Annotated in this window: 29 protein-coding genes; 8 read left to right on the forward strand and 21 right to left on the reverse strand. The window is 72.0% G+C overall.

What is annotated here, in order from left to right:
• Nucleotides 1-161 precede the first annotated feature (161 nt).
• From EJK16_RS12300 to EJK16_RS20460, 6 genes are all read right to left on the reverse strand, one after another.
• Nucleotides 162-1,175: an AAA family ATPase gene (locus EJK16_RS12300; protein ID WP_127129705.1), complete on the reverse strand. Its 1,014-nt coding sequence runs from the start codon at nt 1,173-1,175 to the stop codon at nt 162-164.
• Nucleotides 1,176-1,253: 78 nt separating this feature from the next.
• Complete coding sequence (locus EJK16_RS12305) at nt 1,254-1,412, reverse strand: hypothetical protein (RefSeq protein WP_205739749.1); 159 nt, start codon at nt 1,410-1,412, stop codon at nt 1,254-1,256.
• Nucleotides 1,403-1,795: a hypothetical protein gene (locus tag EJK16_RS12310; protein ID WP_205739736.1), complete on the reverse strand. Its 393-nt coding sequence runs from the start codon at nt 1,793-1,795 to the stop codon at nt 1,403-1,405. Before EJK16_RS12310 ends, EJK16_RS12305 begins: the two co-directional genes overlap by 10 nt.
• Before the next feature lie 60 nt (nt 1,796-1,855).
• Entirely contained in the window at nt 1,856-1,987 is a 132-nt protein-coding gene (locus tag EJK16_RS20455) for a hypothetical protein (protein ID WP_255411502.1), read from the reverse strand.
• 50 nt (nt 1,988-2,037) lie between these two features.
• Nucleotides 2,038-2,157, reverse strand: a complete 120-nt coding sequence (locus EJK16_RS20280; protein ID WP_240645998.1) for a DUF3024 domain-containing protein — start codon at nt 2,155-2,157, stop codon at nt 2,038-2,040.
• Nucleotides 2,158-2,164: 7 nt separating this feature from the next.
• Nucleotides 2,165-2,290, reverse strand: a complete 126-nt coding sequence (locus EJK16_RS20460; protein ID WP_255411503.1) for a hypothetical protein — start codon at nt 2,288-2,290, stop codon at nt 2,165-2,167.
• Nucleotides 2,291-2,449: 159 nt separating this feature from the next.
• Here EJK16_RS20460 and EJK16_RS12315 point away from each other — a divergent pair, with 159 nt between their 5' ends.
• Both EJK16_RS12315 and EJK16_RS12320 read left to right on the forward strand, forming a co-directional pair.
• A complete protein-coding gene (locus EJK16_RS12315) occupies nt 2,450-3,016 on the forward strand; it encodes a dihydrofolate reductase family protein (RefSeq protein ID WP_127129707.1) in 567 nt (188 codons plus the stop codon).
• 232 nt (nt 3,017-3,248) lie between these two features.
• Complete coding sequence (locus EJK16_RS12320) at nt 3,249-3,563, forward strand: hypothetical protein (RefSeq protein WP_127129709.1); 315 nt, start codon at nt 3,249-3,251, stop codon at nt 3,561-3,563.
• Between the two features lie 133 nt (nt 3,564-3,696).
• Here the strand turns inward: EJK16_RS12320 and ychF are convergent, their stop codons facing one another.
• On the reverse strand, nt 3,697-4,782 hold the full coding sequence (gene ychF, locus EJK16_RS12325; protein ID WP_127129711.1) for a redox-regulated ATPase YchF: 1,086 nt from the start codon (nt 4,780-4,782) through the stop codon (nt 3,697-3,699).
• A 168-nt stretch (nt 4,783-4,950) separates the two neighbouring features.
• On the opposite strand from ychF, the gene EJK16_RS12330 reads away from it, so the two are divergent.
• Entirely contained in the window at nt 4,951-6,189 is a 1,239-nt protein-coding gene (locus EJK16_RS12330) for a DNA recombination protein RmuC (RefSeq protein ID WP_127129713.1), read from the forward strand.
• Here the strand turns inward: EJK16_RS12330 and EJK16_RS12335 are convergent.
• Nucleotides 6,186-7,223: a 4-hydroxy-3-methylbut-2-enyl diphosphate reductase gene (locus tag EJK16_RS12335; protein WP_240646017.1), complete on the reverse strand. Its 1,038-nt coding sequence runs from the start codon at nt 7,221-7,223 to the stop codon at nt 6,186-6,188. The two genes, EJK16_RS12330 and EJK16_RS12335, sit on opposite strands and share 4 nt — an antisense overlap.
• Before the next feature lie 329 nt (nt 7,224-7,552).
• Here EJK16_RS12335 and EJK16_RS12340 point away from each other — a divergent pair, with 329 nt between their 5' ends.
• The 4 genes from EJK16_RS12340 (at nt 7,553) to EJK16_RS12355 (ending at nt 10,814) form a co-directional block, all read left to right on the forward strand.
• Nucleotides 7,553-7,975 carry a DUF3151 domain-containing protein gene (locus tag EJK16_RS12340; RefSeq protein WP_205739737.1) on the forward strand — a complete coding sequence of 141 codons (423 nt, stop codon included), beginning with the start codon at nt 7,553-7,555 and terminating at the stop codon, nt 7,973-7,975.
• Between the two features lie 145 nt (nt 7,976-8,120).
• Entirely contained in the window at nt 8,121-9,407 is a 1,287-nt protein-coding gene (xseA, locus tag EJK16_RS12345) for an exodeoxyribonuclease VII large subunit (protein WP_164737333.1), read from the forward strand.
• Nucleotides 9,400-9,744, forward strand: a complete 345-nt coding sequence (locus tag EJK16_RS12350; RefSeq protein WP_127129717.1) for an exodeoxyribonuclease VII small subunit — start codon at nt 9,400-9,402, stop codon at nt 9,742-9,744. Before xseA ends, EJK16_RS12350 begins: the two co-directional genes overlap by 8 nt.
• Nucleotides 9,741-10,814 (forward strand): carbohydrate kinase, encoded by a 1,074-nt coding sequence (locus EJK16_RS12355; protein ID WP_127129719.1) that lies wholly within the window; start codon nt 9,741-9,743, stop codon nt 10,812-10,814. The genes EJK16_RS12350 and EJK16_RS12355 overlap by 4 nt, the downstream gene beginning before the upstream one ends.
• Nucleotides 10,815-10,910: 96 nt before the next feature.
• Here the strand turns inward: EJK16_RS12355 and EJK16_RS12360 are convergent, their stop codons facing one another.
• From EJK16_RS12360 to EJK16_RS12375, 4 genes are read right to left on the reverse strand one after another with little or no spacing between them, the layout of a single operon-like run.
• The gene (locus EJK16_RS12360; protein WP_127129721.1) at nt 10,911-12,179 is read right to left on the reverse strand and encodes an ABC transporter ATP-binding protein; all 1,269 of its coding nucleotides are present in this window, start codon (nt 12,177-12,179) and stop codon (nt 10,911-10,913) included.
• 31 nt (nt 12,180-12,210) lie between these two features.
• A complete protein-coding gene (locus EJK16_RS12365; RefSeq protein ID WP_127129723.1) occupies nt 12,211-13,050 on the reverse strand; it encodes a carbohydrate ABC transporter permease in 840 nt (279 codons plus the stop codon).
• 2 nt (nt 13,051-13,052) lie between these two features.
• Nucleotides 13,053-13,997: a carbohydrate ABC transporter permease gene (locus tag EJK16_RS12370; RefSeq protein WP_240646019.1), complete on the reverse strand. Its 945-nt coding sequence runs from the start codon at nt 13,995-13,997 to the stop codon at nt 13,053-13,055.
• Nucleotides 13,998-14,017: 20 nt separating this feature from the next.
• A complete protein-coding gene (locus EJK16_RS12375; protein WP_127129881.1) occupies nt 14,018-15,262 on the reverse strand; it encodes an extracellular solute-binding protein in 1,245 nt (414 codons plus the stop codon).
• Nucleotides 15,263-15,414: 152 nt separating this feature from the next.
• Between EJK16_RS12375 and EJK16_RS12380 the strand changes: the two genes are divergently transcribed.
• Nucleotides 15,415-16,125, forward strand: coding sequence for a carbonic anhydrase (locus tag EJK16_RS12380; RefSeq protein ID WP_240646000.1), 711 nt, complete (start codon nt 15,415-15,417; stop codon nt 16,123-16,125).
• Between the two features lie 103 nt (nt 16,126-16,228).
• Here EJK16_RS12380 and aceB read toward each other — a convergent pair whose 3' ends face one another.
• The 9 genes from aceB to EJK16_RS12425 form a co-directional block, all read right to left on the reverse strand.
• Nucleotides 16,229-17,815 carry a malate synthase A gene (gene aceB / locus EJK16_RS12385; protein WP_127129727.1) on the reverse strand — a complete coding sequence of 529 codons (1,587 nt, stop codon included), beginning with the start codon at nt 17,813-17,815 and terminating at the stop codon, nt 16,229-16,231.
• A gap of 46 nt (nt 17,816-17,861) precedes the next feature.
• Nucleotides 17,862-18,824 carry a glucose-6-phosphate dehydrogenase assembly protein OpcA gene (locus EJK16_RS12390; protein WP_127129729.1) on the reverse strand — a complete coding sequence of 321 codons (963 nt, stop codon included), beginning with the start codon at nt 18,822-18,824 and terminating at the stop codon, nt 17,862-17,864.
• A 63-nt stretch (nt 18,825-18,887) separates the two neighbouring features.
• Complete coding sequence (locus EJK16_RS12395; RefSeq protein ID WP_127129731.1) at nt 18,888-19,991, reverse strand: zinc-binding dehydrogenase; 1,104 nt, start codon at nt 19,989-19,991, stop codon at nt 18,888-18,890.
• Nucleotides 19,988-21,259 (reverse strand): Tm-1-like ATP-binding domain-containing protein, encoded by a 1,272-nt coding sequence (locus tag EJK16_RS12400; RefSeq protein WP_127129733.1) that lies wholly within the window; start codon nt 21,257-21,259, stop codon nt 19,988-19,990. The genes EJK16_RS12395 and EJK16_RS12400 overlap by 4 nt, the downstream gene beginning before the upstream one ends.
• Nucleotides 21,256-21,942 carry a class II aldolase/adducin family protein gene (locus tag EJK16_RS12405; protein ID WP_127129735.1) on the reverse strand — a complete coding sequence of 229 codons (687 nt, stop codon included), beginning with the start codon at nt 21,940-21,942 and terminating at the stop codon, nt 21,256-21,258. Before EJK16_RS12405 ends, EJK16_RS12400 begins: the two co-directional genes overlap by 4 nt.
• Nucleotides 21,943-21,970: 28 nt before the next feature.
• The gene (locus EJK16_RS12410) at nt 21,971-22,867 is read right to left on the reverse strand and encodes a creatininase family protein (RefSeq protein WP_127129737.1); all 897 of its coding nucleotides are present in this window, start codon (nt 22,865-22,867) and stop codon (nt 21,971-21,973) included.
• A gap of 26 nt (nt 22,868-22,893) precedes the next feature.
• Complete coding sequence (locus EJK16_RS12415) at nt 22,894-23,931, reverse strand: LacI family DNA-binding transcriptional regulator (protein ID WP_164737334.1); 1,038 nt, start codon at nt 23,929-23,931, stop codon at nt 22,894-22,896.
• Nucleotides 23,932-24,009: 78 nt separating this feature from the next.
• Nucleotides 24,010-25,362 (reverse strand): 3-oxo-tetronate kinase, encoded by a 1,353-nt coding sequence (gene otnK / locus EJK16_RS12420; RefSeq protein WP_127129741.1) that lies wholly within the window; start codon nt 25,360-25,362, stop codon nt 24,010-24,012.
• Between the two features lie 26 nt (nt 25,363-25,388).
• Complete coding sequence (locus EJK16_RS12425; RefSeq protein WP_127129743.1) at nt 25,389-26,450, reverse strand: ABC transporter substrate-binding protein; 1,062 nt, start codon at nt 26,448-26,450, stop codon at nt 25,389-25,391.
• Nucleotides 26,451-26,480 lie beyond the last annotated feature (30 nt).

Here is a 26,480-nt window from a genome sequence, read left to right on the forward strand (position 1 = left end):
CGTTTCGTGAGTCCGGGAGCCCCGGCGCCGCTCGCGAGGCTCTCAAACCGGGTTCCGCGCGATGATCGCGTCACGGACCACACCATCTTGGGCTGTCAGCACGAGGCCTCGGGTTGGCCGATATTTGGGTCGCGCCCGGGACGCCGCCGGCGCCCAGGACGTTACCCGAGCCAGCGTCGCCATCGAGAGAGCTCGGGTTCACGCACTGGCTCCTCGCCCAGCGCGTGGGCAGCCTCGGCGACGTCGTCGGCGGTGAGGGTCGTCACGTCGGCACGGTCGAGCGCATCCACACTCCGGTTCTCGTCGCGCGTCAGGCGCAGCGCCTGGCGGTTGAGCGCCTGCTCGAACAGCGTGCGGGCGAAGCGCGCGTTGCCGGACTCCTCACCATGACGGAGGCCACCGAGGATGCGGCGGAGCGTCGCTTCGGCGCCAGGCTCTAGCACGTACTCGTGCTGGATCAGGATGGTCGCGAAGATCGCCTCGAGTTCGTCCGTCGAGTAGTCGGGAAACCTGACCTCGCGAGCGAAACGGGAGCGGAGGCCAGGATTTGAGACCAGGAACGACTCCATCAGCCGGGGATAGCCGGCGACGATCACCACCAGGCGATGGCGGTAATCCTCCATGCGCTTAAGGAGTACCTCGACCGCCTCGGGTCCGAAGTCGAGCCGTCCTTCGCCCTCCGGCGCCAGCGAGTAGGCCTCGTCGATGAACAGGACGCCGTCGAGCGCCCGGCGGATCACGCGGTCGGTCTTGATCGCGGTCGCACCGACGTACTGCCCGACCAGAGCGGCCCGATCGACCTCCACCAGGTGGCCCTTCTGCAGCAAGCCGACCGCCCGATACATCTCGGCCAGGAGCCGCGCCACCGTGGTCTTGCCCGTGCCCGGGTTTCCGAGGAACACGAGGTGCTGGGACGTCGCCACCTCGGGCAGGCCGTGCGTCTTGCGGCGCGCCTGCACCTGCAGGAAGGCGACCAGCGCCTGTACCTGCTCCTTCACCGTCTCCAGTCCAACGAGCCCTTCGAGCTCCGCCTGCACCGCCGAGAGCGGCCGAACCGGTCTGGGACGCCCGCCGAAGAGGTCGTCCACGCCCCGCAGACCGGGCCGCTGAAGTTGATCGCCCAGGCGACCCACAGTCTCACGAAAGTCGTCGAGTGGCTTGCGGTTCGAAGCCATGCAGAGAGCATAAGGGCCGGATGCCGAGGAGCGCCGCGCATGAAAGCGCGAGGCTAGCCATCCCACGGTTCCGGGCTGTCAAGCCGCGGCGGGCTCGGCCGTGCTGTGGGTGGCGTGCCAGGCGGTGTGCTCGTCGTAAAAGGCGTGGTGGCGCAAGCAGCCGTGGAGGATGCCGCCGAGCCGGTTCGCGACCGCCCGCAGGACGAGCGCCGTGGATAGGGTCCTTCTCAGCGCCATGGCAGCTGCCCAATCACGGCGACGGCCGGGCCGCTGCGCACGTTGTTCAGGAAAGCGGAACGCTCGCCGAACTCTTGAGTTGTGAGGATGGTCGGGTTCACGGGACGGTGCACCGCGGCCTCCGCCCGGGTGCACGCTTCGTAGACGGCTTCGCCGTCGGGCTCACCGAGCACCATGACGTCGATGTCGTGCGGTGCCGGGCCGGCATCCCCCAGCATCCGGCCGCGAAGGAGCCGTACAAGGAACGCCGACTCGATCCGGTCGATGTGGGCAAGCTCCTCGGCCAGGATCACCACCGGACCGGTCGCGACCATGAGAATTTCGCGCAAGGGGTTCACCAGCGGGCTTACGTCGTTGGCGCGGAGCAGCCTCGTGCGGCCCACCTGCCGCTCGCTCAGGATGCCGGCCTCCAGCAGTCGCGCGACCTCGCGGTGCGCGGTCGGTTAGGCCAGGCCGGCTTGTTTGGCCAGATCGGTGATGCTCAGCTCGTCGCCGGTGAGCAAGAGCGTCGAGAGCAGGCGCGCCTGACCGTCCGACCGGAAGATCGGAGCCAGGAGCGGCGCCTCAGTTCTCATATAACTGAGAATATCCTCCACGATATCGATAGATAACGCTGACGTCCCAGTCACCCCCAGAAGATCGGGTCGCCACCCGTGTCGATGTAGTCCAGCAGCGCGTGGACGCTCACGGTCGGGCACTTGCCTTTGTACTCGTGGACCTCGCGGTCGCGACAGTAGATGCCCACAGGCCGGTCACTTCGTGTCGTGGAGCCGCGCAATCGGGAACCGGGTGTGCTCGCCGGCGCCGCCCCACGGTGGGCGCACCTCGACGATGTCGACGTGGCGGTCCGAGACGTCGGCCTCGATCTTGACTCCCACCAGCAGGCGTCACGGATTTCCGTCGCAGCCATGCATCGAGAGGCACGCCACCGACGCCTACGTGGCTCCTGCCCGACGGAATCGGCTTATTCCGCCGTCGATGCTTGCCGGTGTCGCCGTGACCATGCACCCTGGAGACCCGTCCGGCCGGAGGCACCCATGGGCAAGTTGATCTACGCAGCCAACACCTCGCTCGACGGCTACCTCGAGGACGAGACCGGCTCCTTCGATTGGTCCGTGCCTGACGAGGAGGTGCACGCGTTCTGGAACGAGCACGAGCGGCACATCGGCACCTCGCTGTACGGCCGCCGCATGTACGAGACGATGCGCGTATGGGAGAGCGACGACTGGTTGACGACCGAACCAGCCGTCGTCCGCGAATATGCACGGATCTGGCGCGACGCCGACAAGGTGGTCTACTCCTCAACGCTCGACGAGGTGTCGACGGCGCGGACGAGGATTGAGCGACAGTTCGAGCCCGAGGCGGTACGGCAGCTCAAGGAAACCTCCGACTCGGACCTGAGCATCGGCGGCGCTACCATCGGGGCCGAAGCGTTCCACCACGGGCTGGTGGACGAGTGCGTGCTGCTCCTGTGCCCCGTGACTGTGGGCGGCGGCAAGCCGGCGCTGCCCCGGGGCGTTCGGCTCGACCTCGAGCTGCTGGACCACCGTCGATTCCGCAATGGCGTGATCTACGTGCGCCACGCGGTACGAAGCGCTGCCTGAGACCCGTGGTGGCTATCGCGGTTGTCGGGGAGCGCCGGGACTGGCTCACTGCGGCGCACTGCTCGTCTCGCGCGTCGCTGCCTGATCGGTCCGCAGTGTGGTGGGATGTCGACGGTGACGGTGAACGAAGTGTTCGATGGTCACGTGGCGCTGAAGATCGAGTGCCTCGACCGGATCCAACCTCAACGGGTGCGTTCCGACACTGCAGGTCGCCGGGCAGGTGGTGAAGTTCATGCGGAATGCCCTGGGATTCCCGATCCCCTCGCCGGCGATCATGGAGAAGATCGGCACCCGGTTCCGTCGCGCTGTCAACGCCTTCGCCGAGGCGAACGGCATCCGGATCATCCGGTTCGGCAAGGGCGACCGGAAGGTCGAGGTGATGTGCCGGTACCTCGACGCCCAGGCGAAGGCCGGCCATTCCGGGGTGGTGGCGGTCGGGGTGGCTCAGGAGTACCAGACTTTCTTCTCCTGCGTTGAACGGCAGGCATCGAACGGCATCCCGTGGTTCAGCTTCTACAAGGCCGACCGGCGGGTGACGTCACATTAAAGACGTGCCAACCGATAGCGCCGGGTCCGGGATGCCCCTCCGAAGCAGCCCGATTCAAGCCATCCCGCTAAGAGCCATGCGCACTCTCTGCGGACTGGGAGTGGTCACACCTGAGCTGCGCAAACGCGCCGTCTCAGACGTTGAAGCGGAACTCCACGACGTCGCCGTCCTGCATGATGTAGTCCTTGCCCTCGATGCGCACCTTGCCGTGTGCCTTCGCCTCGGCCATCGAGCCCAGCTCGATCAGGGCGTCGAAGGAGACGACCTCGGCCTTGATGAAGCCGCGCTCGAAGTCGGTGTGGATGACGCCGGCGGCCTGCGGGGCGGTCCAGCCCTGGTGGATGGTCCACGCCCGGGCCTCCTTGGGGCCGGCCGTCAGGTAGGTCTGGAGGCCGAGGGTCTGGAAGCCGACGCGGGCGAGCTTGTCGAGTCCCGCCTCGTCCTGGCCGGTCTCGGCGAGCATCTCGGCGGCCTCGTCGGGCTCGAGCTCGACGAGCTCGGACTCGAACTTCGCGTCGAGGAAGATTGCCTCGGCCGGGGCGACGAGCTCACGCAGCTCGGCCTGCAGGGCCTCATCGGCCAGGCCGTCGTCGTCGGTGTTGAAGACGTAGATGAACGGCTTCGTCGTCATGAGCTGGAAGGTGGCGAGGATCTCGGGGTCCAGGCCGGCCGCGGCGGCGCCCGCGGACAGCAGCGTGCCCTGCTCGAGGAGCGCGACGGCGCCCTTGGCGGTCTCCAGGACCTCCGGGGCGGTCTTCTTGCCTCGGACCTCCTTCTCCAGCCGCGGCAGCGCCTTCTCCAGCGTCTGCAGGTCCGCGAGGACCAGCTCGGTGGAGATCGTCTCGATGTCGTCCTTGGGGTCGACCTTGCCCTCGACGTGCACGACGTCGGGGTCGGCGAAGGCGCGGGTGACCTGGCAGATGGCGTCGGCCTCGCGGATGTTGGCGAGGAACTGGTTGCCGAGCCCCTCCCCCTCCGAGGCGCCCTTGACGATCCCCGCGATGTCGACGAAGGAGACCGTGGCCGGGACCAGGCGCTCGGAGCGGAACACCTCCGCCAGCCTGCCCAGGCGCGGGTCGGGCAGCGGGACGATGCCGATGTTCGGCTCGATAGTCGCGAACGGGTAGTTCGCCGCGAGCACGCTCGCGCGGGTCAGGGCGTTGAACAGGGTGGACTTGCCGACGTTGGGCAGTCCAGCGATTCCGATGGTGAGGGCCACGTGGGCCGAGTCTACGTGCTGGGAAGGCGGCGGCCCGTGTGACGTTGCCGGCACGTGGGCCGCCGCGCCGGGATCGCGGGGGCACGCGCCGGGACCTGAAGGGTCGTCATGCACCCGGGCGGCCGCGCGTCCGCGGCGATGTCGGTGCCTGCTGGCAGGGTGCGGACCATGGAGATGACAACAGTGCTGCTGATGCTCGTGGGGATCGCCGTCGGGCTGGCGGTGGGCTTCGCGGTGGCGGCCGCGCGCGCCGCGGCCCGCCGCTCGGACGAGGTGGCGGCCATCGGCGCCGAGTCGAGCGGGCTGCGCGCGCGGGCGGCGGCCGCCGAGGCCCGCGCCGAGCGCCTCGCCGAGGAGGTCGACGAGCTTCACGAGCGCGCCCGTCACGACCACGACGTGCTGCAGGCCCTCGCCCCCGTCCGGGCCACGCTCGCCCAGGTCGGGGAGCACGTCGCGCTGCTCGAGCGGGAGCGCACGGAGCAGTACACGGTGCTGACCGAGCAGCTGCACCACGCCAGGCGCTCCGACGTCGAGCTCCAGCGCACGACGGCGCAGCTCGAGAGCGCCTTGCGCTCGACGTCCGCGCGGGGGCAGTGGGGCGAGGTCGAGCTGCACCGTGTCCTGGAGGCCTCGGGCATGATGCGCCACGTCGACTTCGTCGAGCAGCGCTCCCTCGGCGGGGTGGGCGCCGCCGGACGGGGCGCCGCCGGCGCCGGGCGGCCCGACGTCGTCGTGCACCTGCCGGGCGAGAAGTACCTGGCCGTGGACGCCAAGGTGCCCATGGACTCCTACCTCGAGGCCAGCGCGATCAGCGAGCGCGCCGGCGGCGAGGAGGCCGACCGGCGCGAGCGCCTGCTGGCGGCCCACGCCAAGGCGCTGCGCGCCCACGTCGACGCCCTGGCCAAGCGTCGCTACCACGAGCAGCTGCCCGGCTCCCCCGAACTCGTGGTCATGTTCGTGCCCTCCGAAGGCCTGCTTGCCGCGGCGATGGAGGCCGACCCGTCGCTCCTGGAGTACGCGCTGCGTCACGGCGTGGCGCCCACGGCGCCGGCCTCCCTGCTGGCTCTGCTGCGCACGACGGCGTCGATCTGGTCCGCGGAGCAGGTCACCGCCGAGGCCAAGGAGCTGCTCGCGCTGGGTCGCACGCTGTACGAGCGGATCGGTGTGGTGGCCGGGCACCTCTCCACGCTCGGCCGCTCGCTGCGCTCGAGCGTGCAGCACTACAACAAGGCGGTGGCGTCGATGGAGCAGCGTCTGCTCGTCACGGCGCGGGACTTCGAGTCGCTGGCGGAGGGCAAGGACCTCACCGTCGAGGCGATCGACGCGGACGACGCCCAGGTGCGGACGTTCACCGCGCCCGAGCTCGTGGACGTGGAGGGCGAGGACCGCGTGGCCCGCCTGGCCTAGGCGCCAGGCGTCGCCGTCGCCGCAGCGGCGACCGCGCGCTCGCGCCGGGCCCGGTGGGGACGGTCGGGCTGCTCGCCGGCCTTCTTCAGGTCCGACCGCAGGTTCTTGGGCAGGGAGAACATGATGTCCTCGGTGGCGGTCCGCACCTCCTCGACGCCGGTGAAGCCCAGCTCCTTGAGCTGCTCGATCACGGTGCGCACGAGGATCTCGGGCACCGACGCACCCGAGGTCAGCCCGACCGTCGTCGCCCCCTCCAGCCAGGCGGGATCGACCTCGTCGGCCTTGTCGACCCGGTAGGCGGCGCCGGCGCCGGCCTCGAGGGCGACCTCGACCAGGCGCACCGAGTTCGAGGAGTTCGCGGACCCGACGACGATGACGACGTCGGCGCCGGGCGCCAGCTTCTTCACCGCGACCTGACGGTTCTGGGTGGCGTAGCAGATGTCGTCACTGGGCGGGTCCTGGAGGTGGGGGAAACGCTCACGCAGCAGCTTCACCGTCTCCATGGCCTCGTCCACGCTCAGAGTGGTCTGCGAGAGCCAGATGACCTTCTCCGGGTCGCGCACCTGCACCCCGTCCACCTCGTGGGGGCCGTTGACGACCTGGATGTGCTCGGGCGCCTCGCCCTGGGTGCCCTCGACCTCCTCGTGGCCGTCGTGGCCGATGAGGAGGATGTCGTAGTCCTCGCTGGCGAAGCGCACGGCCTCCTTGTGCACCTTGGTCACCAGCGGGCACGTGGCGTCGATGGTGGCGAGGTTGCGCGCCGCGGCCTGCGCGTGCACGGCCGGCGAGACTCCGTGCGCGGAGAACACCACCCGCGCGCCCTCGGGGACCTCGTCGGTCTCCGAGACGAAGATGGCGCCGCGCTGGCTGAGCGTCTCGACGACGAACTTGTTGTGCACGATCTCCTTGCGCACGTAGACCGGCGCCCCGTACAGCTCCAGCGCCTTCTCCACGGCGTCGACGGCGCGGTCGACGCCGGCGCAGTAGCCGCGCGGCGCCGCCAGCAGGATGCGCTTGCCGTTCACGGCCGGCACGCTCTCGACCGGGCTGGGGAACGCCGACGCCCCGGCGAGGGACGACGTCGTCCCGACGCCCGGGGTCGTGGTGGCGGTCGTGGTGGCGGTTGGCGCGGTGGCGTCGGCGGAAGTCACCGCTCCAGAGTACGGGCGCCCCACAAACCGGGCCATGAGCTGCGTCACGCCTGCTCACCATGACGGCGACGTGCCCGGCGGCGTCGGCCGTGGCGGGTGGGTCCCGGCTCGGGGATTCGTCGGGCCGGGACGCCCGGGGGCGTGGGTCACGGCGGCGGGGGGCGCGGCGCGCCCAGCAGCCGCCCGCCGCCCTCGGGAGGCAGGATCAGCACATGCCTACGAACCTCCTCGGTCCCGACCCGATCCTGCTGCCCGAAGACCACCCCGACGTGCCGGCGCGCGCGGCACTGGACGCCGGTGAGGACGCCCGCGCGGTGGCGGCCCGCTACCCGGCCGCGAGCCTGGCCTGGGCGACGCTGGCGCGCGCCGCCCTCGACGGCGGCGACCCCGTGGCCGCCTACGCCTTCGCCCGCACCGGCTACCACCGCGGCCTCGACGCGCTGCGCAAGGCCGGATGGCGCGGGCAGGGCCCCGTGCCCGCCAGCCACCTGCCGAACCAGGGCTTCCTCCTCTCGGTGCTGGCGCTGGCCGACGCCGCCGCCGCCATCGGCGAGGCCGACGAGGTCGCGCGGTGCCACAAGCTGCTCGACGACTCCGACCCGGAGGCCCTCGCCGTCCTCGGCGTGGATCGCTGAACAGCTGGCCGGCCGGGCGTGCCGGCGGCCCCGGGCGTGGCGGGCCGGGCGTGCCGGCGGCCCCGAGGGTGGCCGGCCGGGTGCCGGGGGTCTCGGGTGTGGGCGGCCACGCCGTCGTGTCGGTGGACGGTGAGAGGCTGGGGCCGTGAGCAGTGACAGCCCCTCCCAGACCGCGCGCCGGCTGGCCGCCCGCGCCCTCGACACCACGGCCGAGAACCCGTGGCCGTTGCGCCTGCTCTCCTCGAAGATCGACCAGTACGTCAACCGGATGTCCCCGCTGTGGGTCGAGGGGCAGGTGGTCCAGCTCAACCGGCGCCCGGGCGCGAACCTCGCGTTCCTGACGCTTCGCGACACCGACGCCGACATGTCGATGCCCGTGGCCGTGCAGGCGCGGGTGCTCGCGGCCATGGCCACCCCGCTCGAGGAGGGCGCGCACGTCGTCGTCCACGCCAAGCCGACCTTCTGGCCCAAGCGTGGGTCGCTCCAGCTGCAGGCCGACGACGTGCGCCCGGTGGGGGTAGGCGAGCTGCTCGCCCGCATCGAGCACCTCAAGCGCATCCTGGCGGCCGAGGGACTCTTCGACGCCGACCGCAAGGTGCCGCTGCCCTTCCTGCCGCGGTGCGTGGGCCTCGTCTGCGGGCGCGAGTCCAAGGCCGAGCACGACGTCGTCGTCAACGCCCATGCCCGCTGGCCCTCCCTGCGCTTCGAGATCCGCGAGGTCGCCGTCCAGGGCGCCCGGGCCGTCGCCGAGGTGACCTCCGCCATCGCCGAGCTCGACGCCGACCCGGCCGTGGAGGTCATCGTGGTGGCCCGCGGCGGCGGCGCGGTGGAGGACCTGCTGCCCTTCTCGAACGAGACCCTCGTGCGCGCCGCGGCGGTGTGCCGCACGCCCCTCGTCTCCGCCATCGGACACGAGACCGACAGCCCGCTGCTCGACCTGGTCGCCGACTACCGAGCCTCCACTCCCACGGACGCGGCCAAGCGCATCGTGCCGGACGTCGTCGAGGAGCGGCGCCGGCTGGCCCAGGCGCGCCAGCGCATGCACCTGGCCATCACCGGCCGGCTGCGGGCGGAGCAGCGCGGCCTCGACCAGCTCCGCTCCCGTCCCGTCCTGGCCAGCCCGCACGCCCTGGTCACCGTCCGGGCGGAGGAGGTCGACCGCCTGCGCACGGCCGCTCGCCGCGCCTTCGCGTGGCGCACCGAACGGGCCTCCGCCGAGCTGCGGGCCGCGCACGCGCAGTTGCGGGCCCTCTCCCCCGCGGCGACCCTGGCCCGCGGGTACTCGGTCCTGCGCACGGACGCGGGCGCGGTGGTCCGCGCGGCCACGGACGTCGCCGCCGGGCAGCGCCTCGAGGCGCTGCTCTCCTCCGGGCGCCTGGGCGTCGAGGTCGTCAGCGCGTCCACGAAGGAGGGGGATCCTGCGGATGTCTGAGGCCTCTGGGAGACTGACGGGCGTGAGCCAGACCAACACGACCCAGCTGCCCGACGTCTCCACGCTGTCCTATGAGCAGGCACGTGACGAGCTCGTGGACGTCGTGCGCCGCCTGGAGGCGGGCTCCACCGCGCTCGAGGACGCGCTCACCCTCTGGGAGCGCGGGGAGGCGCTCGCTGCCCGCTGCCAGGCGTGGCTCGACAACGCCCGCGAGCGCCTGGACTCCGCCCGTTCGGCGTCGGCGGTGGGCACCGAGACCGGGGGCCCGGACACGGAGGCCGCGCGAGAGGCCGCGCTGGACGACGCGGCGGCCGCCGTCGGCGAGGACCCGCGATGAGCGAGCCCACCCGCCGCTCGGCGAAGGCGCCGGCGGAGCACCGCCGCTTCCGCGCGGAGGACGACCCGGAGCTGCGCGCCGGGCCGCCGCCGTCGACCACGCGCGCGTACGGCCCCGGCCAGCACGCCCATCTGCCGGGCGAGCGCGGCGACGACGGCTCGGCGCTCGTGATCGGCGAGGCACTCATCGACATCGTCGAGCGACCGGGCGAGACCCCGGCCGAGCACCCCGGCGGCTCACCCGCCAACGTCGCCGTGGGGCTGGCCCGGCTGGGCCGCGACGTCGAGCTGGTGAGCTGGTTCGCCGCCGACGCGCACGGCAGCCTGCTGCGCTCCCACCTGGAGCTCGAGAACGTGCGGCTCTCCGCCGCCTCCGCCCGGGCGGCGCGCACCTCGACGGCCCGGGCGCGCCTGGACGCCGCCGGCGGGGCGACCTACGTCTTCGAGCTGGAGTGGGCGCCGCCCCCGCCCGAACCCATGGTGGAGCCGCTGGTGGTCCACACGGGCTCCATCGCCGCCGTGCTCGAACCGGGCGCCGGCACGGTGGCCGCCACCATCGCGCGGTACCGCGGCACGGCGACCATCACGTACGACCCGAACGTCCGCCCCAACCTCATGGGCGAGGCCGCTCAGACGCGCCGCACGGTCGAGGAGTTCGTGGCCCAGTCCGACGTCGTGAAGGTGTCCGACGAGGACCTCGCCTGGCTCGTCCCGGACACCGCCCCGGAGGCGGTCGCACGGCAGTGGCTCGGCCTCGGTCCCGCGCTCGTGGTGGTCACCCGTGGCGGCCGGGGCGCGTGGGCGGTGACCTCGACCGGCATCGAGCTCGACGTCGCCCCCTGGCCCGTGGAGGTGGCCGACACCGTGGGGGCCGGCGACTCCTTCACGGCCGGGCTCATCGACGGTCTCTGGAGCGCGGGGCTGCTCGGGGCCGCGCACCGCGAGGCGCTGCGCGACATCGAGGCGGGCACGCTGCAACGGGTGCTGGACGAGGCTTCGCACATCGCGGCCATCACGGTCTCCCGGGCGGGGGCGAACCCGCCGAGCCGCGCCGAGCTGACCGCCGAGTGACGGCCGCGCGGGCCGGCCGTGGCACAGCCGACCCGCGGCGCAGCGACACCCCGGCGCCTCGGGCCGGGGCGCCGGGTCAGCCGCCGCGCGTCCTGACTACACCCGGGCCATGGCCTCCCGGTCGGCCGCCCGCTTCCGGGCCCGCTCGATCGACCGCTCCCGCTGGCGCCGCGCCTCCTCGTCGAGCTGGTTCGCCCGGTCCTCGTCCCGGGTGAGGTTGTCGCCGGTCTCCGGGTCGAAGATGTGCATCTTCGACGGATCGACCCACAGCTCGGCGGTGTCGCCGTCCCGGACCCCGCTCATGGACTCCAGGGCCACGACGAGCTGGGTGCGCATCCCCTCACCGTCCAGGTCCCGGTCGAGCTCCTCGAGCTTGCCGCGCACGGCCTCGTGGGTCTCGAACGGCACGTAGGCGTAGAGCACCTCGCCGAGCCACTCCGTCACGTCGACGTTCGCGTCGAAGAGGAGACCCTGTGCGCGCTTGTCGTCGGAGAGCGTGCTCGCGTCGTCGAAGTCGTCGGGGCGGATCCCGACGATGACGAGGTCCTTGCCCGCGACGGCCGCACGGAGCCGGTCGTCCAGGGGCACGTCGACGATCGGGAGGTGGAGCACGTCACCGCGGACCTCCCCGGGCAGGAAGTTCATCGGCGGGGAGCCGATGAACCCCGCGACGAAGAGGTTGACGGGCTGGTCGTAGAGCCCCCGGGGGCTGGCGACCTGCTGGAGGATCCCGCGCTTGAGCACCGCCACACGGTCCCCGAGGGTCATGGCCTCCGTCTGGTCGTGGGTCACGTACACGGTCGTGACCCCGAGGTCGCGCTGCAGGCGGGAGATCTCCGTGCGCATCTGCCCGCGCAGCTTCGCGTCCAGGTTGGACAGCGGCTCGTCGAAGAGGAACGCGCGGGCCTCACGGACGATGGCCCGGCCCATGGCGACGCGCTGGCGCTGCCCGCCGGAGAGGTTCGCGGGCTTGCGGTCGAGGTGCTCGTTCAGCTCGAGCAGCCCCGCCGCCTTGCGCACGCGCTTGTCGATCTCCTCGTCTGGGAGCCCCTTCTGCAGGCGCAGCGGGAACGCGATGTTCTCGTAGACCGTCAGGTGTGGGTAGAGCGCGTAGTTCTGGAACACCATCGCCAGGTCCCGGTCACGCGGGGCCCTGTCGTTGACGACCTGGTCGTCGATACGCATCTCGCCGGAGGTAATGTCCTCCAGCCCGACGATCATCCGCAGCAGCGTGGACTTCCCGCAGCCCGAGGGGCCCACGAGGATGACGAACTCGCCGTCGTCGATGTCCAGGGAGACGTCGTTGACGGCGGGGAACCCGTCGCCGTACTTCTTGACGATGTGGTCCATGGTGATGGATGCCATGTGGGCCTCTCTTCTTCCTGGTGCCGGGGCCTCAGCCCTTGACGGCGCCCTGGGTCAGTCCGGACACGATCTGGCGCTGGAAGAGCACCACGAGGATCACCACGGGGATGGTGACGATGATCGACGCCGCGGAGATGGCGCCCGTCGGCTGCTCGAAGTACGACGCGCCGGTAAAGAAGGCGAGCGCGGCCGGCACCGGCCGGGCGGCGCTGGTCGACGTCAGCGAGATGCCGTAGACGAAGTCGTTCCAGGCGATGAAGAACGCGATGAGCGCCGTCGTGAAGACGCCGGGGGCGGCCAGCGGCACGATCGCCTTGCGGAACGCCTGCCACGGCGTCGCGCCGTCCACCTGGGCCGCCTGCTCCAGCTCCCAGGGGATCTGCCGGAAGAACGCCGAGAGCGTCCAGATCGAGATCGGCAGGGTCAGCGACAGGTACGGGATGATCAGGCCGGGCCACGTGTCGTACAGGCCGATGTTCCGCCACAGGTTGAACAGGGGCGTGACGATCGAGATGACGGGGAAGATCGAGACGCCGAGGGCCGTGGTGAGGATGAGCCGCTTGCCGGGGAAGTCGAGCCGGGCGATCCCGTACGCGCACAGGGTGGCCAGCACGACGGCGATGGCCGTGGCGATGAGCGAGATGCCGATCGAGTTGCGCAGGGCCGGGAGGAACAGGCCCTGCGCCGAGCCGGCGAGGATCTGGCTGTAGTTCTCCCAGGAGACGGTCGGGGGCAGGAACGTGCCGGAGTTGATCTCGCTGCTGGACTTCAGCGAGGTCATGAAGATCGACACCACGGGGAAGAGCGCGTAGACGAGCACGATGACCGCGATGACGGTCCAGCCCACCTTCTGCCGCGTCGTGAGCCTCATCGCTACTCCCCCCTCGCGCTGGCCAGGTCGACCTTGAACAGCTTGATCGCCGCGAAGCAGATCAGGATCACGCAGACGAACAGCAGCACCGACACGGCCGAGCCGAGGCCGATCTCCAGGCGCCCGATGGACGTCCGGTACGCCAGCAGCGACAAGGTCTCCGTGCCGTTCGCGCCGTTGGTCATGATGAACACGTTGTCGAAGATCCGGAACGCGTCCAGGGCCCGGAACAGGACGGCCACCATGATCGAGGCCTTCATGTTCGGCAGGATCACCCGGCGCAGCACCTGGCCGGTCGTCGCGCCGTCGACCTTCGCGGCCTCCTCCATGTCACCGGGCACCTGCGCCAGCCCCGCGAGGAGGAGCAGCGAGATGAACGGCGTCGTCTTCCAGACCTCCGAGGCGATGATCACCAGGAGGGAGGTGCCCTGGCTGGCGAACCAGTTCAGGTCGGGGCTGATGCCCGGCACCCAGTCGAACCAGTGGTTGACGTACCCAGAGGTGACGTCGAAGGCGTAGAACCAGGCGAAGGCGGAGACGACCGTGATGATGCCGTAGGGCACCAGGATCGCGGTGCGCAGCAGGCCGCGCAGCCGGTGCACCGCCCGGTGCATGACCATGGCCAGGGCGAAGCCCAGGATGAGCTCGATCACCACGGTGACGACGGTGATCAGGACGGTGACCAGCAGGTCGCGCCACCACACCGGGTCGGACAGGACGACGGCGTAGTTGCCCAGGCCGACGAACCGGCGCTCGCCCGGGGCGGTGAGGCGGTAGCTGAACAGCGAGTCGTAGACGGCCTGGAGGATGGGGTAGAGCGTGACCGCGAGCATGACGACGAACGCCGGGCCGGCGAGCCACCAGCCCAGCCGCGACTCAGCCCGGGCGCGGTCGCTCTTCCCGGCCCGCGCCGGCGGCTGGGTGGCGGGCGCCCGGTTGGGCGCGATCGGCGGGGTGGCTTGAGTTGTCACAGCAGACTCTCCCCTCGCAGCACGCTGGTGATCAGCTGGGTGGACCGCTCGGGTGTGCGGCTCGGGTCGACCTCGGCGGGCGGGTACCAGGTCTGCTGCAGGCCCGTGGACACCTCGTTGTAGAACGGCGTCTGGGGTCGCGGCGTCGCCTCCTGGAGGGAGTCGCGGATCGTCGCGTACATCGGGTACGCCTTCTGGACCGCCGGGTCGTCGTAGGCGGCGGTGCTGGCCGCCGGGTTGCCGTTGGTGGCGAAGTACTGCGCCTGGTGCTCCGGGGTGACGATGCACTGCGCGGCGTCGTAGGCGAGGTCCACGTGGTCGCTGAACGCCCCGACCCCGAGGTTGATCCCGCCGTATGGCGGCGCCGAGGGGGTGCCGGCGTCGGTGCGCGGGTAGAACGTCCAGCCGATGTCGTCCAGCAGGGACTTGTCGTACGTCCCGGCCTCCACGCCCCCCGCGGTGGAGGACCACACGAACGGCCAGTTCACCATGAACGAGCCCTGGTCCCCCTGGAACAGGGTCAGGGACGCGGACTCGTCCGCCGTCGGCAGGCCCGGGCCGCCGAGCCCGGACCTCCCGATCTCGCCGATGATCTCGGCGGCCGTGCGCCCGGCGTCGGACTCCAGACCGAGCTTGATGTCCCGACCGGGCGCCTCGGGGTTGGTGATGATCTTCCCGCCCGAGGACGCGACGAGCGCGTTGATCCAGACGGTCAGGGACTCGGCCTTCTTCCCCTGGACCGCGATGAGCTTGTCCTGGCTCTTGGTGGCGTCGATGAGCTGTTGCCACGTCACGGGCTGGCTCATGTCGAGCCCCGCGGCCTCGGCCACGGACTTGCGGTACCAGAGGAGCTGGGTGTTGGCCCAGAACGGCACCGTGACGAGCTTGCCCTTCCAGCTGGCCCCGTCGATCGCGCCCTGCACGACGCCCTCCGTGGTCTTCTTCGCGACGGCGTCGGGCACCGGCGCGAGGAACCCCGGCTCGGACAGCTCGGGGATGAACGGCGGGTCGAGGCTCATGAGGTCGATGGAGGTGTCCTTGGCGGCCAGGCGGCGGGCGAGCTGCTCGCGCTGGGAGGCGGCGTCGCGGGGCAGCAGCGCGGTCTCGATCCGGTACTGCCCGTCGGAGGCGTCGGTGCACGCCTTCGCGAGCGCGGCCTGACCGCCGTCGTCGGGGTTGATGTACCACGTCAGCGTCGGTGGGCCTGCCTCGGCGGCGCAGGCCGACACGGCCGCGGCCATCGCGAGCGCCAGGCCCGCACCTAGAAGTCGGCGTCGTCGCACGAGACCTCCTGGTCATTGGTGACTTCGGTGCTAGCAAACTCCCGTCGGCCCCTGAGCGCCACCCGAGAGCCGGCTCGGCGGGCGCGCCCGGCAGCGGGCACTATGGACGGGTGAGCACATCCACCACCCCCACCCCACAGATCTCCCCGGCCGAGGCCTGGCGCCGCCTCGAGGAGGGCAACGCCCGCTTCGTGGCCGACGCCATGCAGCATCCCTCGCAGGGCGCGGACCGCCGGGCCGCCGTTGCGCAGAACCAGCAGCCCTATGCCGTGCTCTTCGGCTGCTCCGACTCCCGGGTCGCCGCCGAGATCATCTTCGACCAGGGCCTGGGCGACCTCTTCGTCGTCCGCACGGCCGGACACGTCCTGGACACCACGGTCATCGGCTCCATCGAGTTCGGCGTGGAGGAGCTCGGCGCCCCGCTCGTCGTCGTCCTCGGGCACGACCACTGCGGCGCCGTGGGCGCGGCCACGCAGGCGCTGCTCACCGGGCACATGCCGACCGGGTTCGTGCGGGCCATCGCCGACCGGGTCATCCCCTCGCTGCTGACCCGGGCGGAGCTGGGCCCCGAGCCCACGCCCGCCACGCCCGCACCGGGCGTCGACGCGGCGAGCGAGGGCGGCGAGGCCAGCCGGACCCTCCACCTGCCCGACGACGACGAGCTCCGGCGCCAGCACGTGCGCGCCACCGTCCAGATGCTGCGGGACTACTCCGGCGCGCTCGGTGCCGCGGTGGCCGAGGGGCGCTGCGCCATCGTGGGCGTCGAGTACGCCCTGGCGGACGGGACGGCGCACATCGTCGACCACATCGGCGCGCTCTGACGCAGCCAGCGGTGCCGCCGCACCGCGGTGGGGCGACGGCGCCGCGATCCGCCGTCTCCCCGCCACGTTGCGGCGGCGCCGCGCTCCGCCGTCGCCCCCGGCGCTAGTCCATGCGCTCGTACGCGGGGAGGGTGAGGAAGTCCGCGTAGTGGTCGGCGACGGCGACCTCGAGGAACGTGGTGCGGGCGTCCTCGTAGTCGGCCGGCTCGCCGGGCAGCTTGGCGATCTCCTCCTCGACGATCCGCTCGACCAGCGCGCGGGTGACCTTGTGCCCGGTGTCGGCGAGCGTGACGTCGTTGTGGAGCCACTGCCACACCTGGGAGCGGGAGATCTCCGCGGTCGCGGCGTCCTCCATGAGGTTGAAGATCGCGACGGCGCCGGTCCCCTGCAGCCAGGAGGCGAGGTACTGGATGCCCACGGAGATGTTGTTCCGCAGCCCCGCCTCGGTGACCTCCCCGGGCGTGGAGGCGACGTCGAGGAGCTGGGCGGCGGTGACGGTCACGTCCTCACGCTTCTTGTCCAGCTGGTTCGGCCGCTCCCCCAGGACGGCGGTGAAGACCTCCTTGCACAGCTCCACCATGCCGGGGTGGGCGACCCAGGAGCCGTCGAAACCGTCGTTCGCCTCCCGGGTCTTGTCCGCGCGCACCTTCTCGAAGGCGGCCTCGTTGACCGCGGGGTCCTTGCTGGGGATGAACGCGGCCATGCCGCCGATCGCGTGCGCGCCGCGCTTGTGGCAGGTGCGCACGAGCAGGTCGGTGTAGGCGCGCATGAAGGGCACCGTCATCGTCACGGCGTTGCGGTCGGGCAGCATGAACTCCGCGCCGCGCGTCCGAAACGACTTGATGACGGAGAACATGAAGTCCCAGCGCCCGGCGTTCAGGCCCGCGGAGTGCTCGCGCAGCTCGTAGAGGATCTCCTCCATCTCGAACGCGGCCGGGTAGGTCTCGATGAGCACCGTGGCGCGGATGGTGCCCCGCGGGATGCCGAGGAAGTCCTGCGCCAGGACGAACGCGTCGTTCCACAGCCGCGCCTCGAGGTGGGACTCCATCTTCGGCAGGTAGAAGTAGGGGCCGAGGCCCTTCTCCATCTGGCGCAGGCCACCGGTGGCCAGGTACAGCGCGAAGTCCACCAGCGAGCCCGACGTGCGCTCGCCGTCGACCAGGATGTGCTTCTCCGGCAGGTGCCAGCCGCGCGGGCGCACCACGATCGTGGCGAGCTCCTCGTCCGGCTTGAGCGCGTACGACTTCCCCCCGTCGGCGGTGAAGTCGATGGCCCGGTTGATCGCGTCGAGGAGGTTGAGCTGGCCGCCCACCACGTTGGGCCACAGCGGGGTGTTAGCGTCCTCGTGGTCCGCCAGCCACACCTTCGCCCCGGAGTTCAGCGCGTTGATCGTCATCTTCTTGTCGGTGGGGCCGGTGATCTCCACCCGCCGGTCCACCAGCCCGGGTGCCGGCGGCGCCACCTGCCACGAGTCGTCTTCGCGGATGTGGGCGGTCTCGGTGAGGAAGTCGAGCGTGCCGCCGGCGGCGAGCGCGGCCACGCGCTCCTCCCGCGCCCGGAGCAGCTCGAGGCGCCGGCCACCCAGCTCGCGGTGCAGGAGCGCGACCAGCTCCAGGGCACGAGGGGTGAGGATCTCCTCGTAGCGGTCGCCGACGGCTCCGGTGATCTCGACCCCGGTGGTTGTCTGCATCTCGTTCGTCCTTTCGGTTTTTATGGCTTCATACGGCGCGCCGCGGTCACGGCGCGTCGGGGCGCGCGGGTGCCCCGGACCCGTCGGGCTCCAGGACTGGCACCGTGAGGCTCTCCTTGAGGGCCTGCTCGTAGGTGACGTCCGGGTCCAGGCGGCGGAGCTCCTCCATGAGGCAGTTCTCGATCGCCCGCCTGGGGAGGTTGACCTCCTGGTCGGGCCGTCCAGCGCGGGAGAGCACGGCGACGTCGGAGCCCTGCGCGCGGGCGAGGGTGATCGGCCCGGGGCCGCGGTCCAGGACGACCTTGCTGATCGCGTCGCTGCCGTCGGGGCGGATCGTGACGGGCACCCGCAGGCGCGCCGCGAGCCACCCGGCGAGCAGCGGGATCGTCGGGCGCGTCGCGGACCCGGCGACGGCCGCCGACGTGACGGGCTCGAAGGGCGGCTCGTCGAGGGCCGCGGCGAGGACGCTGCGCCACATGGTCACGCCGGCCCATGCCAGGTCGCTGTCACCGGGGGCGTAGCTGGCTGCCAGCGCGGCCAGGGTGGCGCGCGGCGCGCGGGCGCGCAGGGAGTCGGTGATCCGCCGCTGCGCCATCGTGCCGATCGGGTCCTTCGACGGCGCCGCGGCCGGCTCGTCGGCCCACCACGCCACGATCGGGGCGTCGGGCAGGAGCAGGGGCTGGACCAGGGTGTCGGGGGTGAGGCCGGCGCCGCCACGGGGCCGCAGCACGACGACCTCGGAGGCGCCGGCGTGCCCGCCGACCCTGATCTCCGCGTCCAGGCCCGGCGGCTGGTCCCCCGCGTCCGCCAGCACCACGAGCACCCGGGCGGGGTGCTCGTGGGAGGCGACGTTCGCGACCGTGATGGCCCGCTCGGCGGAGTCCTCGTCCCGGGCGAGGATCACCAGGGTCAGCACCCGCCCCAGGGACACGACGCCCTGCTCCTGGCGCAGCGTGACCATGCGGTTGTTGACCGCCGCGGACGTCGTGCCGCGCAGGGTGACGATCACCGGGGGCCTCCTCCGGGTTGCGGGACGTGTCAGGACTTGACCGGTCACTGCTGTGGGGGTGGGTCAGAACGTGATGACGACCTTCAGGGGGTCTCCCTCGCGTTCGCGCATGACCCGCAGGGCCTCCTCGATTCTCTCGAGCGGGAACTCGTGGGTGACCAGCTCCTCGCCCTTCAGCCGGCCCATCTCGGCCAGCGCCACGGCCCGCTTGACGTTGTTGCCGCCCTCGCCGCGGGTGGTGTACATCGTCACGTCGTTGCGCACCACGGCGCTGAGGTCGAAGGTCACCGGCCCAGGGTAGAAGGCGACGAAGAGGATCTTGCCGCCCCGGCGGACCGTCTCGACGCACTGCTGGGGCGTCGCCGTCGACCCGGAGGTCTCGATGACGAGGTCGGCGCCGTCGCCGGTCAGGTCCTTGATGGCCTGGACGGCGTCGGTCTCGCGCGTGTTGATGACGTGGTCGGCGCCGAGGTGCGCGCCCATCTCGAGCCGGCTCGCGCGGGTGCCCACCAGGATCACGCGGCGGGCGCCGAGCTGCTTGCAGGCCTGCACGGTCATGAGGCCGACCGGGCCGGGCCCGAAGATGACGACGTCCAGGCCGGCGACGTAGCCGCCGGTGGCCTCGAGGCCGTACAGCCCGGTGCCCGCGGTGGTGATGAGCACCGCGTCCTTGAAGGAGACGTTCTCGGGCATCTTGTACAGGGACGAGACGTGATGGATCGCGTACTCGGCGAACCCGCCGTCGGCGGTCATGCCGCTCGCCCGGTGGCCCTTCTTCCGGTTGCCGTAGTTCAGGCACGCCGTGTAGAGGCCCCGGAGGCAGTTGTCGCAGCGCCCGCAGCCGTGGTGGGCCTCGATGCACACCCGGTCGCCCGGGGCCAGCTCGTCCACGCTCTCGCCGCAGGCGACGACGGTGCCGGTCCACTCGTGGCCGGGGGTGTACTCCCCGTACGGCGGGGTCTGCGGGAAGTGGCCGTCGTAGATCTTCAGGTCGGTCCCGCACATGCCGCACATGGCGACCTTGACGAGCACCTCGTCCGCCAGCGGCGCGGGCACCGCCTTGTCGACGACCCGCATGTCGCCGGGACCGAACATCACGGCGGCCCGCATCGTGGCCGGGATGCCGGTGCCGGTGGGGGCCGCCGAGCTCGTTGACGTCGTTGTCATGATGTCTCCATCGGGTTCTGGGCGGGAATAGGGGGCCGGGAGGGCTCCGCCATCATCCGCACGACCGCGTGGGCGGCCGCGTGGGCGAACTCCTGGTCGTTGATGGTCAGGTCGAAGAGCTCCAGCGGGATGTCGGGCCGGAGCCTGGCCCGCAGCTCGGCGACGAGCGCGGCGTTCGCGGCGGGGTCGTGGAGGACGCCGCCCGGGCTGCCCACGTGGGACCATCCCCGCAGCGGGATGAGCACCGCGACCGGGCCGGTCGCGGCGTTGAGGCGCTCCGCGACGAGCCGGCCGACGGCGGCGAGCTCCTCCGCCGTCGTGCGCACGTTCGTGTTGTACGGGTTGTGGATGTGCGTGGGACGGCCGCGGTAGCGGGGCGGGATCGTCTCCACCCCTCCGAAGCACAGGTACTCGAGGCCGCCGGGGACGACGACCTGCGGGATCCCCGCGCGCCCGGCCGCGGTGAGGCGCCCCGGGCGCACGGGCGCGTAGATGTCCTCGGGGTGGAGCTCACCGAGGACCTCGTGGGTCGTGAGGTCGAGGACCGCCTGGATGCGTCCCTCGTCGACGAGCCGCTCCATGGCGGACCCGCAGGCGCCGGAGGCGTGGAAGGGGATGACCTCCAGGCCCGCGGCGCGCACCTCGGCGACGGCGGCGACGACCGCCTGCTCGGTGTTGCCGAACGCGGTGACCGCGACGGCGGGCGCGTGCGCGACCTCGGTCTCGGCGGACGCCGCGCGGGCCATCGCGACGATGCCGGCCGCGCTCCGCCGCAGGATCGGGGTGGTGATGAGGTTCGGCCCGCCGAGCAGGTCCGCGACGGAGAACTGCATGGCGATGTCGCTGTCCATGACGTAGCTGCGGACGTTCCCGGACGCCACCGTGGAGATGATGAGCTTCGGCGGGCCGATGGGCAGCTGCCGCATCGCGATCGAGGCGATGGCCGTGCCCTGGTTGCCGCCGACGGCGATGGCGCCGTCCAGCTCGCCCCGGGCGTACCAGTCCACGAGCAGGCGGCCGGCGCCGCGGCCCATGGCCGCCATCGCCTCGCCCCGGAGCCCGGCCCGGAGCTCGGGGAGCTCGCGGCCCGCCGCCCGGGCCACCTCGGGGGCGCCCACGGCGGCGAACGGGTAGGCGGCGGCGCCCAGGCCGATGTCGACCACCCGCGCCTCGCCGCCCTCCGCCCCGATCACCGCGCGCAGGAAGGCAGCCTCCTCGCTCTTGGTGTCCAGGGTGGCGAGGACGGCGATGCGCGGGGCGGCCGTCATCCGGCGTCCGCCAGGGGTGACGGGTCCCCCGCCAGGTGGATGTGCTCGTCGGGCGACATGGCGCTGACCTGGGCGGCCAAGATCGCCACCTTGGCGTCGTCCTCGAGGTACTCCGTCCGGAAGTACGCGGTCCGCAGGTCCGGCCCGACGGAGATGGTGCCGTGCTCCCGCATCAGCGCCACCCGCAGCTCGCCGTCCGAGAACATCTCTGTGATGCGGTCGGCCAGCTCGGGCGAGCCGGCGGGCAGGAGGTCGACCAGGCCGACGCTGCGCAGGTGCCCCCGGGCCGCGCCGTGCACGAGCGGCGGGACCCGGTTCGCCACGGCGAACGCCACGGAGTAGGGCGGGTGGAGGTGGACCACCGCGCCGACGTCGGGCCGCACGCGGTAGATCCGGGAGTGCCAGCGCCACTCCTTCGAGGGCACCTTGCCCGCCTCCAGCACCTCCCCCTCCATGGAGATCACCACCGTGTCCGCGGTGTCCATGTCGCCCTGGCAGCAGCCGGTCGTCTTGATCAGCAGGAGGTCGGTCCCCGGGATCCGCAGGCTGTTGTTCCCGCTGACCCCGGTGACGAGGCCGCGCTCATATCCCCGCCGCGAGATCGCGACGAGCTCCTCCCGCAGCAGGCGGAGCACCGACGGCTCCACGGAAGCCAGGCGGCTGGAGCGGTCTTCCTCGCTCATGGGACACCTCCCGTACCTGACGCTCGCGTCACCACGCCCGCTCGGGGTAGTCGCTGTGCGTCACCTTGACGTCGAAGTTGCGCACCTCGGCGACGTAGGCGGCCAGGTGCTCGGCCATCCGGTCGAACATGGCCAGGCCCTTCTCCTTGGTGGCCCGGAACGGGTTCCCGATGGTCGCGGTGTCGGAGTACTCGTGGTGGTCCATCGGCACCCAGATGTTCTCCGACTCCCGGAACTTCACCGTCCCGGTGCCGTCGATCTTCGAGAAGGCCGATCCCATGTACGCCGGCGCGTGCGCGCGGTCCTCCACGGCGCGGTCCATGTGCACCAGGCCGTCCGCGGTGGCCATGAGGCACGAGGTCTCCAGCTCGCTCGAGTGCCAGCCCGGGGTCTCCTCCGGCGGGTTCTCGAACAGGTCCTGCACGACGACGGCCTCCCGCTCCGTGGGCGTCTTGTAGAAGGAGATGAACGCGCCCGTCTCGTAGTGCACCGTGCGCATGATCTCGTCGATCGGCTTGGTGTTCGAGCCGTGGTGGCTCACGAAGATGATCTTCGGGACCCCGTGGTAGATGAGGCTGCGGGCGACGTCGTGCAGGACCCGCCGGTAGGTCTCGGCCCGGAGCGTGATCGTCCCCGCGCCCTCCTCGTTGCGGCCCATGTGGTGCGGGGAGTACCCGAACGGCTCGAGCGGGGTGAAGAGCACGTCGGCGGCCGCGGCGGCCCGCTCGACGACCTCCATGGTGACGTAGCTGTCGGTGCCGAGCGGGATGTGGGCGCCGTGCTTCTCGGTGCTTCCCATGGGCACGAGCACGACGTCCTGGCCGGGCTCCTTGAGCCGCTCCGCCACCTCGGCGAAGGACATGCCGAGGATGTTGTGCTTGCGGTCGCGGTTGGCGTCGGTCGTCGCGTAGTCCTTGACGGTCATCGTGTCTCCTCGTTGCTGTGCGCCGTCTACGTCGACGGCGCGTCTGGGTCTTTCGCTGTTCGTGTCTGCCGGCTCGCGCCGCAGCTCTCGCGGACGATCAGTCGCGTTCTGACCCGGACCTCCCTCGGACCGGGCTGCCCGTTCAGGCGCTGGAGGAGGAGCAGCATCGCGCGCACCCCCAGCTCCCGGGCGGATACCGACACGGTCGTCAGGGCCGGCCGGACATATGTGGACATCGGCACGTCGTCGAAGCCGACCAGGGCGACGTCCTGCGGCACGCGCAGGCCGAGGTCGGACAGAGCCGCCAGCGCACCGAGCGCCATGCGGTCGTTGGAGGCGAAGATCGCCGTCGGGGTTTCGGGAGCCTGGAGCAGCCGCCGGGCCGCGGCATATCCGCCCGCCTCGGTGAAGTCGCCGAGCTCGACGAGCCCGGGGCCGTGCCCCGACGCCTCCAGGGCCTCGTGGTAGCCGCGGCGGCGCTCCGAGGCGGTGGACGACGTCTCGCTGCCGGCGATGAGCCCCACGCGGGTGTGGCCGAGCCCGAGCAGGTGCTCCGTCATCTCCCTGGCCGCCCCCACGTTGTCCACGCGGACGGTGGGGAATGCGCTGGAGGGGCGGCCGACGAAGACGGCGGAGGCGCCGTAGCCGGCCAGGTCCGCCTCGGCGAAGGCGACCTCCTCGCCGCCGCCGATGACCGCGAGCCCGCTGACCCGCTTGTCCAGCAGCGCCTCGACGTAGGCGCGCGCCTTGTCGGGGTCGCGGTCCGTGCTGCAGAACACGGCCTGGTAGCCGTGCTCGCCCGCGACGTCCTCGATCCCGCGGGCGACCTCCGGGTAGTAGGCGTTGGCGATGTCCGGGACCACCACGCCGATGAGCCGGCTGTTCTTCTGGGTCAGCCCCCGGGCGAGGCCGTTGGGCCGGTAGCCCAGCTGCTCGACGGCGGCCATCACGCGGGCCCGCGTCGCGGCCCCCACCGGGTAGGTGCTGCCGGGGCCGGTGACGCGGGAGACGGTGGCGACGGAGACGCCGGCCGCCGCAGCGACGTCGCGGATGGTGACGGACAATGCCAGCCCTTCGTAGTAACCGGTTTCTATCAACGTAGTGGCGGCTCCTGGGCCTGTCAACGGGAACACGGACGCCCCTTACCTGCCGGCGCCGCGGGCGGGGACGGCGGCCGCAGGCATGCCGCCACCCGGCACACCACCGGTGCCCGCCCGGCCCGGCAGCGCCTCCGCGAAGAGATCGGGTGCGCCGAGGGGGCCGGACTTCAGCAGCAGCCAGAGCGGGTCCGGCCCGGCGGTGCGGGCCCACGAGACTCCGGGGGCCACCTCGCGGCCGATGACGACGTGGTCGACGCCGCACCGGCCCACCACGGCGCCGGAGGTCTCGCCCCCGGCGACGACGAGCGCGCGGACGCCGAGAGACACCAGACCGGCCGCGATCTCCGCGAGCGCGGTCTCCACGAGGCGCGCGGCCCGCTCGGCGCCGAGCGCCTGCTGCTCCGCCCGGACCGCCTCGGGCGGGGCGGTCGCGCTGACGAGCACCGGGCCGGTGGGCAGGTGACGCCGGGCGAAGGCGAGCGCCTCGGCGACGACGTCGTCGCCCCGGGCGATCGCGCCGGGGACGACCCGGAACGTCGGGCGCAGGCGGGAGAACCGCCGCACCTGCTCCAAGGTGGCCTCGGTGCCGCTGCCGGAGACGACGGCCGCGGGCAGGCCGGCGGGGGGTTCGCCGGCTCCAAGAGCCGGCGGCAGGTGCCCGACCAGCGCGGCGGCGAGTCCCGCCGCCCCGGTCACCAGCGGGTGGCCACGGGCGGCGGCGCCGAGGACGGCCAGGTCGCGGTCGTCGACGGCGTCCGCGACGGCGTACCGCACGCCCGCCCGACCCATGGCGGCGAGCGCGCCCGCCACCGCCGCCTCTCCCCCGGCGGTGACCTGCCGCGGCAGGAGGCCCACCACGGCGGCGGTCTGCCGGGAGAGCAGGCGCACGAGGTCGGAGTCGGTCTTCGGGGTGAGGGGGTGGCGTCCGGCCGGCGACTCCGCGACGAGGCGGTCGCCGACGAAGAGATGTCCCTGGTACACCGTCCGCCCGTAGCCGGGCACCGCCGGGCAGGCGAGCACGGGCGCCACGGGGCCGGGCGAGTGCGCCAGCCCGGTCTCGTCGTAGAGGGCGTCCATCACCGGGCCGATGTTCCCGGCGTCGGTCGAGTCGAAGGTGGAGCTGTACTTGAAGAACAGCTGCCGCGCGCCCCGCGCGCGCAGCCACCGGGCGGCGGCGAGCGCCTGTGCCACGGCCACGTCGGGCGGCACGGAGCGGGTCTTGAGCGCGACGACGACCGCTCCGCCGTCGGGCTGCGGCGCGCCGGCGGCCTCGTCCGCCGGGACGCCGAAGTGGAGGTTCACCGCCGCACCGCGCTCGCGCAGCACGCCCGCGACGTCCACGGCACCCGTGTAGTCGTCGGCGATGACGCCCAGCGCCGCGCTCGTGGCCTCCATGCCCCTACCTCCCTCCGGGCTCGCCGCTAGCGGCCGTCGGCCTTGCCCAGCTCCTTCACCGCCGCGGTGATCGGCTTGCGGTCGACGAGCGTGCCCAGGTCGGGCTCCTCCCCCTTGCGCAGCGTGCCGAGCTCACCCATCCGCTTCACCGTGTAGTCCAGGCGGTTCTGCTCCAGCCCCTCGTTCTTCGGGAAGGCCTGGATCTCGGTCATGTAGACGCCCCACGCCTGGTCGATGACCGCCGCGTCGAAGCCGGTGGCCTTGGCGATGATGGGCACGACCTTCGCCTTGTCGTCGTACATCGTGCGGTGCGCCTTCGTCACGGCCTGGAGGAACTTCTGGGCGGTGTCCTGGTTGCCCTTCAGCCACTTGTCGGAGACGAAGTACACGCCGTAGTAGTAGTCCGGCTCGACCTTGTAGAGGTTGACGAGCGCATGGAGGCTGGGATCCTGCTGCTCCGCCGCGATGGCCTGCTCCGGGTGAAGGATGGCCGAGTCGATGCGGCCCTGGAGCAGCGCGGAGATGTAGGCGTCGGCGTTGGTGGGGATGTAGCTGACGTCCTGCTGGGTCATCCCCGCGCTCTCGAGGACCATCCGGGTCATGACCTCCCGGAACGCCCCGATCTCCTGGACGCCGAGGTTCTTCCCGCGCAGGTCCTCGACGGACTTGACGCTCTCGGGCGTGACCATCTCGACCTCGAGGCGGTCCGTGTAGCTGCCGATGATGCGGACGTCCCCGCCGCCTGCGGCGGCGTTGATGACCGGCTCGATGCTGGCGCCGCCGACCTGCAGGTTCCCGCTGACCACCCCCGTGGTCACCGACGTCCCCGACTTGAGGTTGGTCACGTCGACCTTGAGGCCGACGTCCTTGAAGTACCCCAGCTCGTCGGCGACGACGATGTCGGCGTTCGCGAAGCTGGTCACTGAGGTGGGCAGCCCCACCTTGACGGTCCCCCCGCCGCCCGCCGACGCGGACCCCCCGCCGGTGGACCCGCCCGGGCTCGCGCCGCCGCCGCACGCCGCGGCCGTCAGGCTCAGCGTGACGACCGCCACCGCCCCCGCCAGACGTCGCCTTGTCCTCGTGGTCATGTCTCACCCTTCCTGTGGCAGTGATCAGGG

This window comes from Georgenia sp. SYP-B2076, from assembly GCF_003991205.1.
Lineage (GTDB): Bacteria > Actinomycetota > Actinomycetes > Actinomycetales > Actinomycetaceae > Georgenia.

Bases quoted from the DNA above. Each gene is read 5' to 3' on its own strand.
- EJK16_RS12300 (WP_127129705.1), bottom strand. From the start codon at position 1,175: ATGGCTTCGAACCGCAAGCCACTCGACGACTTTCGTGAGACTGTGGGT.
- EJK16_RS12305 (WP_205739749.1), bottom strand. From the start codon at position 1,412: ATGGCGCTGAGAAGGACCCTATCCACGGCGCTCGTCCTGCGGGCGGTC.
- EJK16_RS20455 (WP_255411502.1), bottom strand. From the start codon at position 1,987: ATGAGAACTGAGGCGCCGCTCCTGGCTCCGATCTTCCGGTCGGACGGT.
- EJK16_RS12315 (WP_127129707.1), top strand. From the start codon at position 2,450: ATGGGCAAGTTGATCTACGCAGCCAACACCTCGCTCGACGGCTACCTC.
- EJK16_RS12320 (WP_127129709.1), top strand. From the start codon at position 3,249: ATGCGGAATGCCCTGGGATTCCCGATCCCCTCGCCGGCGATCATGGAG.
- EJK16_RS12330 (WP_127129713.1), top strand. From the start codon at position 4,951: ATGGAGATGACAACAGTGCTGCTGATGCTCGTGGGGATCGCCGTCGGG.
- EJK16_RS12340 (WP_205739737.1), top strand. From the start codon at position 7,553: ATGCCTACGAACCTCCTCGGTCCCGACCCGATCCTGCTGCCCGAAGAC.
- EJK16_RS12350 (WP_127129717.1), top strand. From the start codon at position 9,400: ATGTCTGAGGCCTCTGGGAGACTGACGGGCGTGAGCCAGACCAACACG.
- EJK16_RS12355 (WP_127129719.1), top strand. From the start codon at position 9,741: ATGAGCGAGCCCACCCGCCGCTCGGCGAAGGCGCCGGCGGAGCACCGC.
- EJK16_RS12360 (WP_127129721.1), bottom strand. From the start codon at position 12,179: ATGGCATCCATCACCATGGACCACATCGTCAAGAAGTACGGCGACGGG.
- EJK16_RS12365 (WP_127129723.1), bottom strand. From the start codon at position 13,050: ATGAGGCTCACGACGCGGCAGAAGGTGGGCTGGACCGTCATCGCGGTC.
- EJK16_RS12375 (WP_127129881.1), bottom strand. From the start codon at position 15,262: ATGGCCGCGGCCGTGTCGGCCTGCGCCGCCGAGGCAGGCCCACCGACG.
- aceB (WP_127129727.1), bottom strand. From the start codon at position 17,815: ATGCAGACAACCACCGGGGTCGAGATCACCGGAGCCGTCGGCGACCGC.
- EJK16_RS12395 (WP_127129731.1), bottom strand. From the start codon at position 19,991: ATGACAACGACGTCAACGAGCTCGGCGGCCCCCACCGGCACCGGCATC.
- EJK16_RS12400 (WP_127129733.1), bottom strand. From the start codon at position 21,259: ATGACGGCCGCCCCGCGCATCGCCGTCCTCGCCACCCTGGACACCAAG.
- EJK16_RS12405 (WP_127129735.1), bottom strand. From the start codon at position 21,942: ATGAGCGAGGAAGACCGCTCCAGCCGCCTGGCTTCCGTGGAGCCGTCG.
- EJK16_RS12410 (WP_127129737.1), bottom strand. From the start codon at position 22,867: ATGACCGTCAAGGACTACGCGACGACCGACGCCAACCGCGACCGCAAG.
- otnK (WP_127129741.1), bottom strand. From the start codon at position 25,362: ATGGAGGCCACGAGCGCGGCGCTGGGCGTCATCGCCGACGACTACACG.
- EJK16_RS12425 (WP_127129743.1), bottom strand. From the start codon at position 26,450: ATGACCACGAGGACAAGGCGACGTCTGGCGGGGGCGGTGGCGGTCGTC.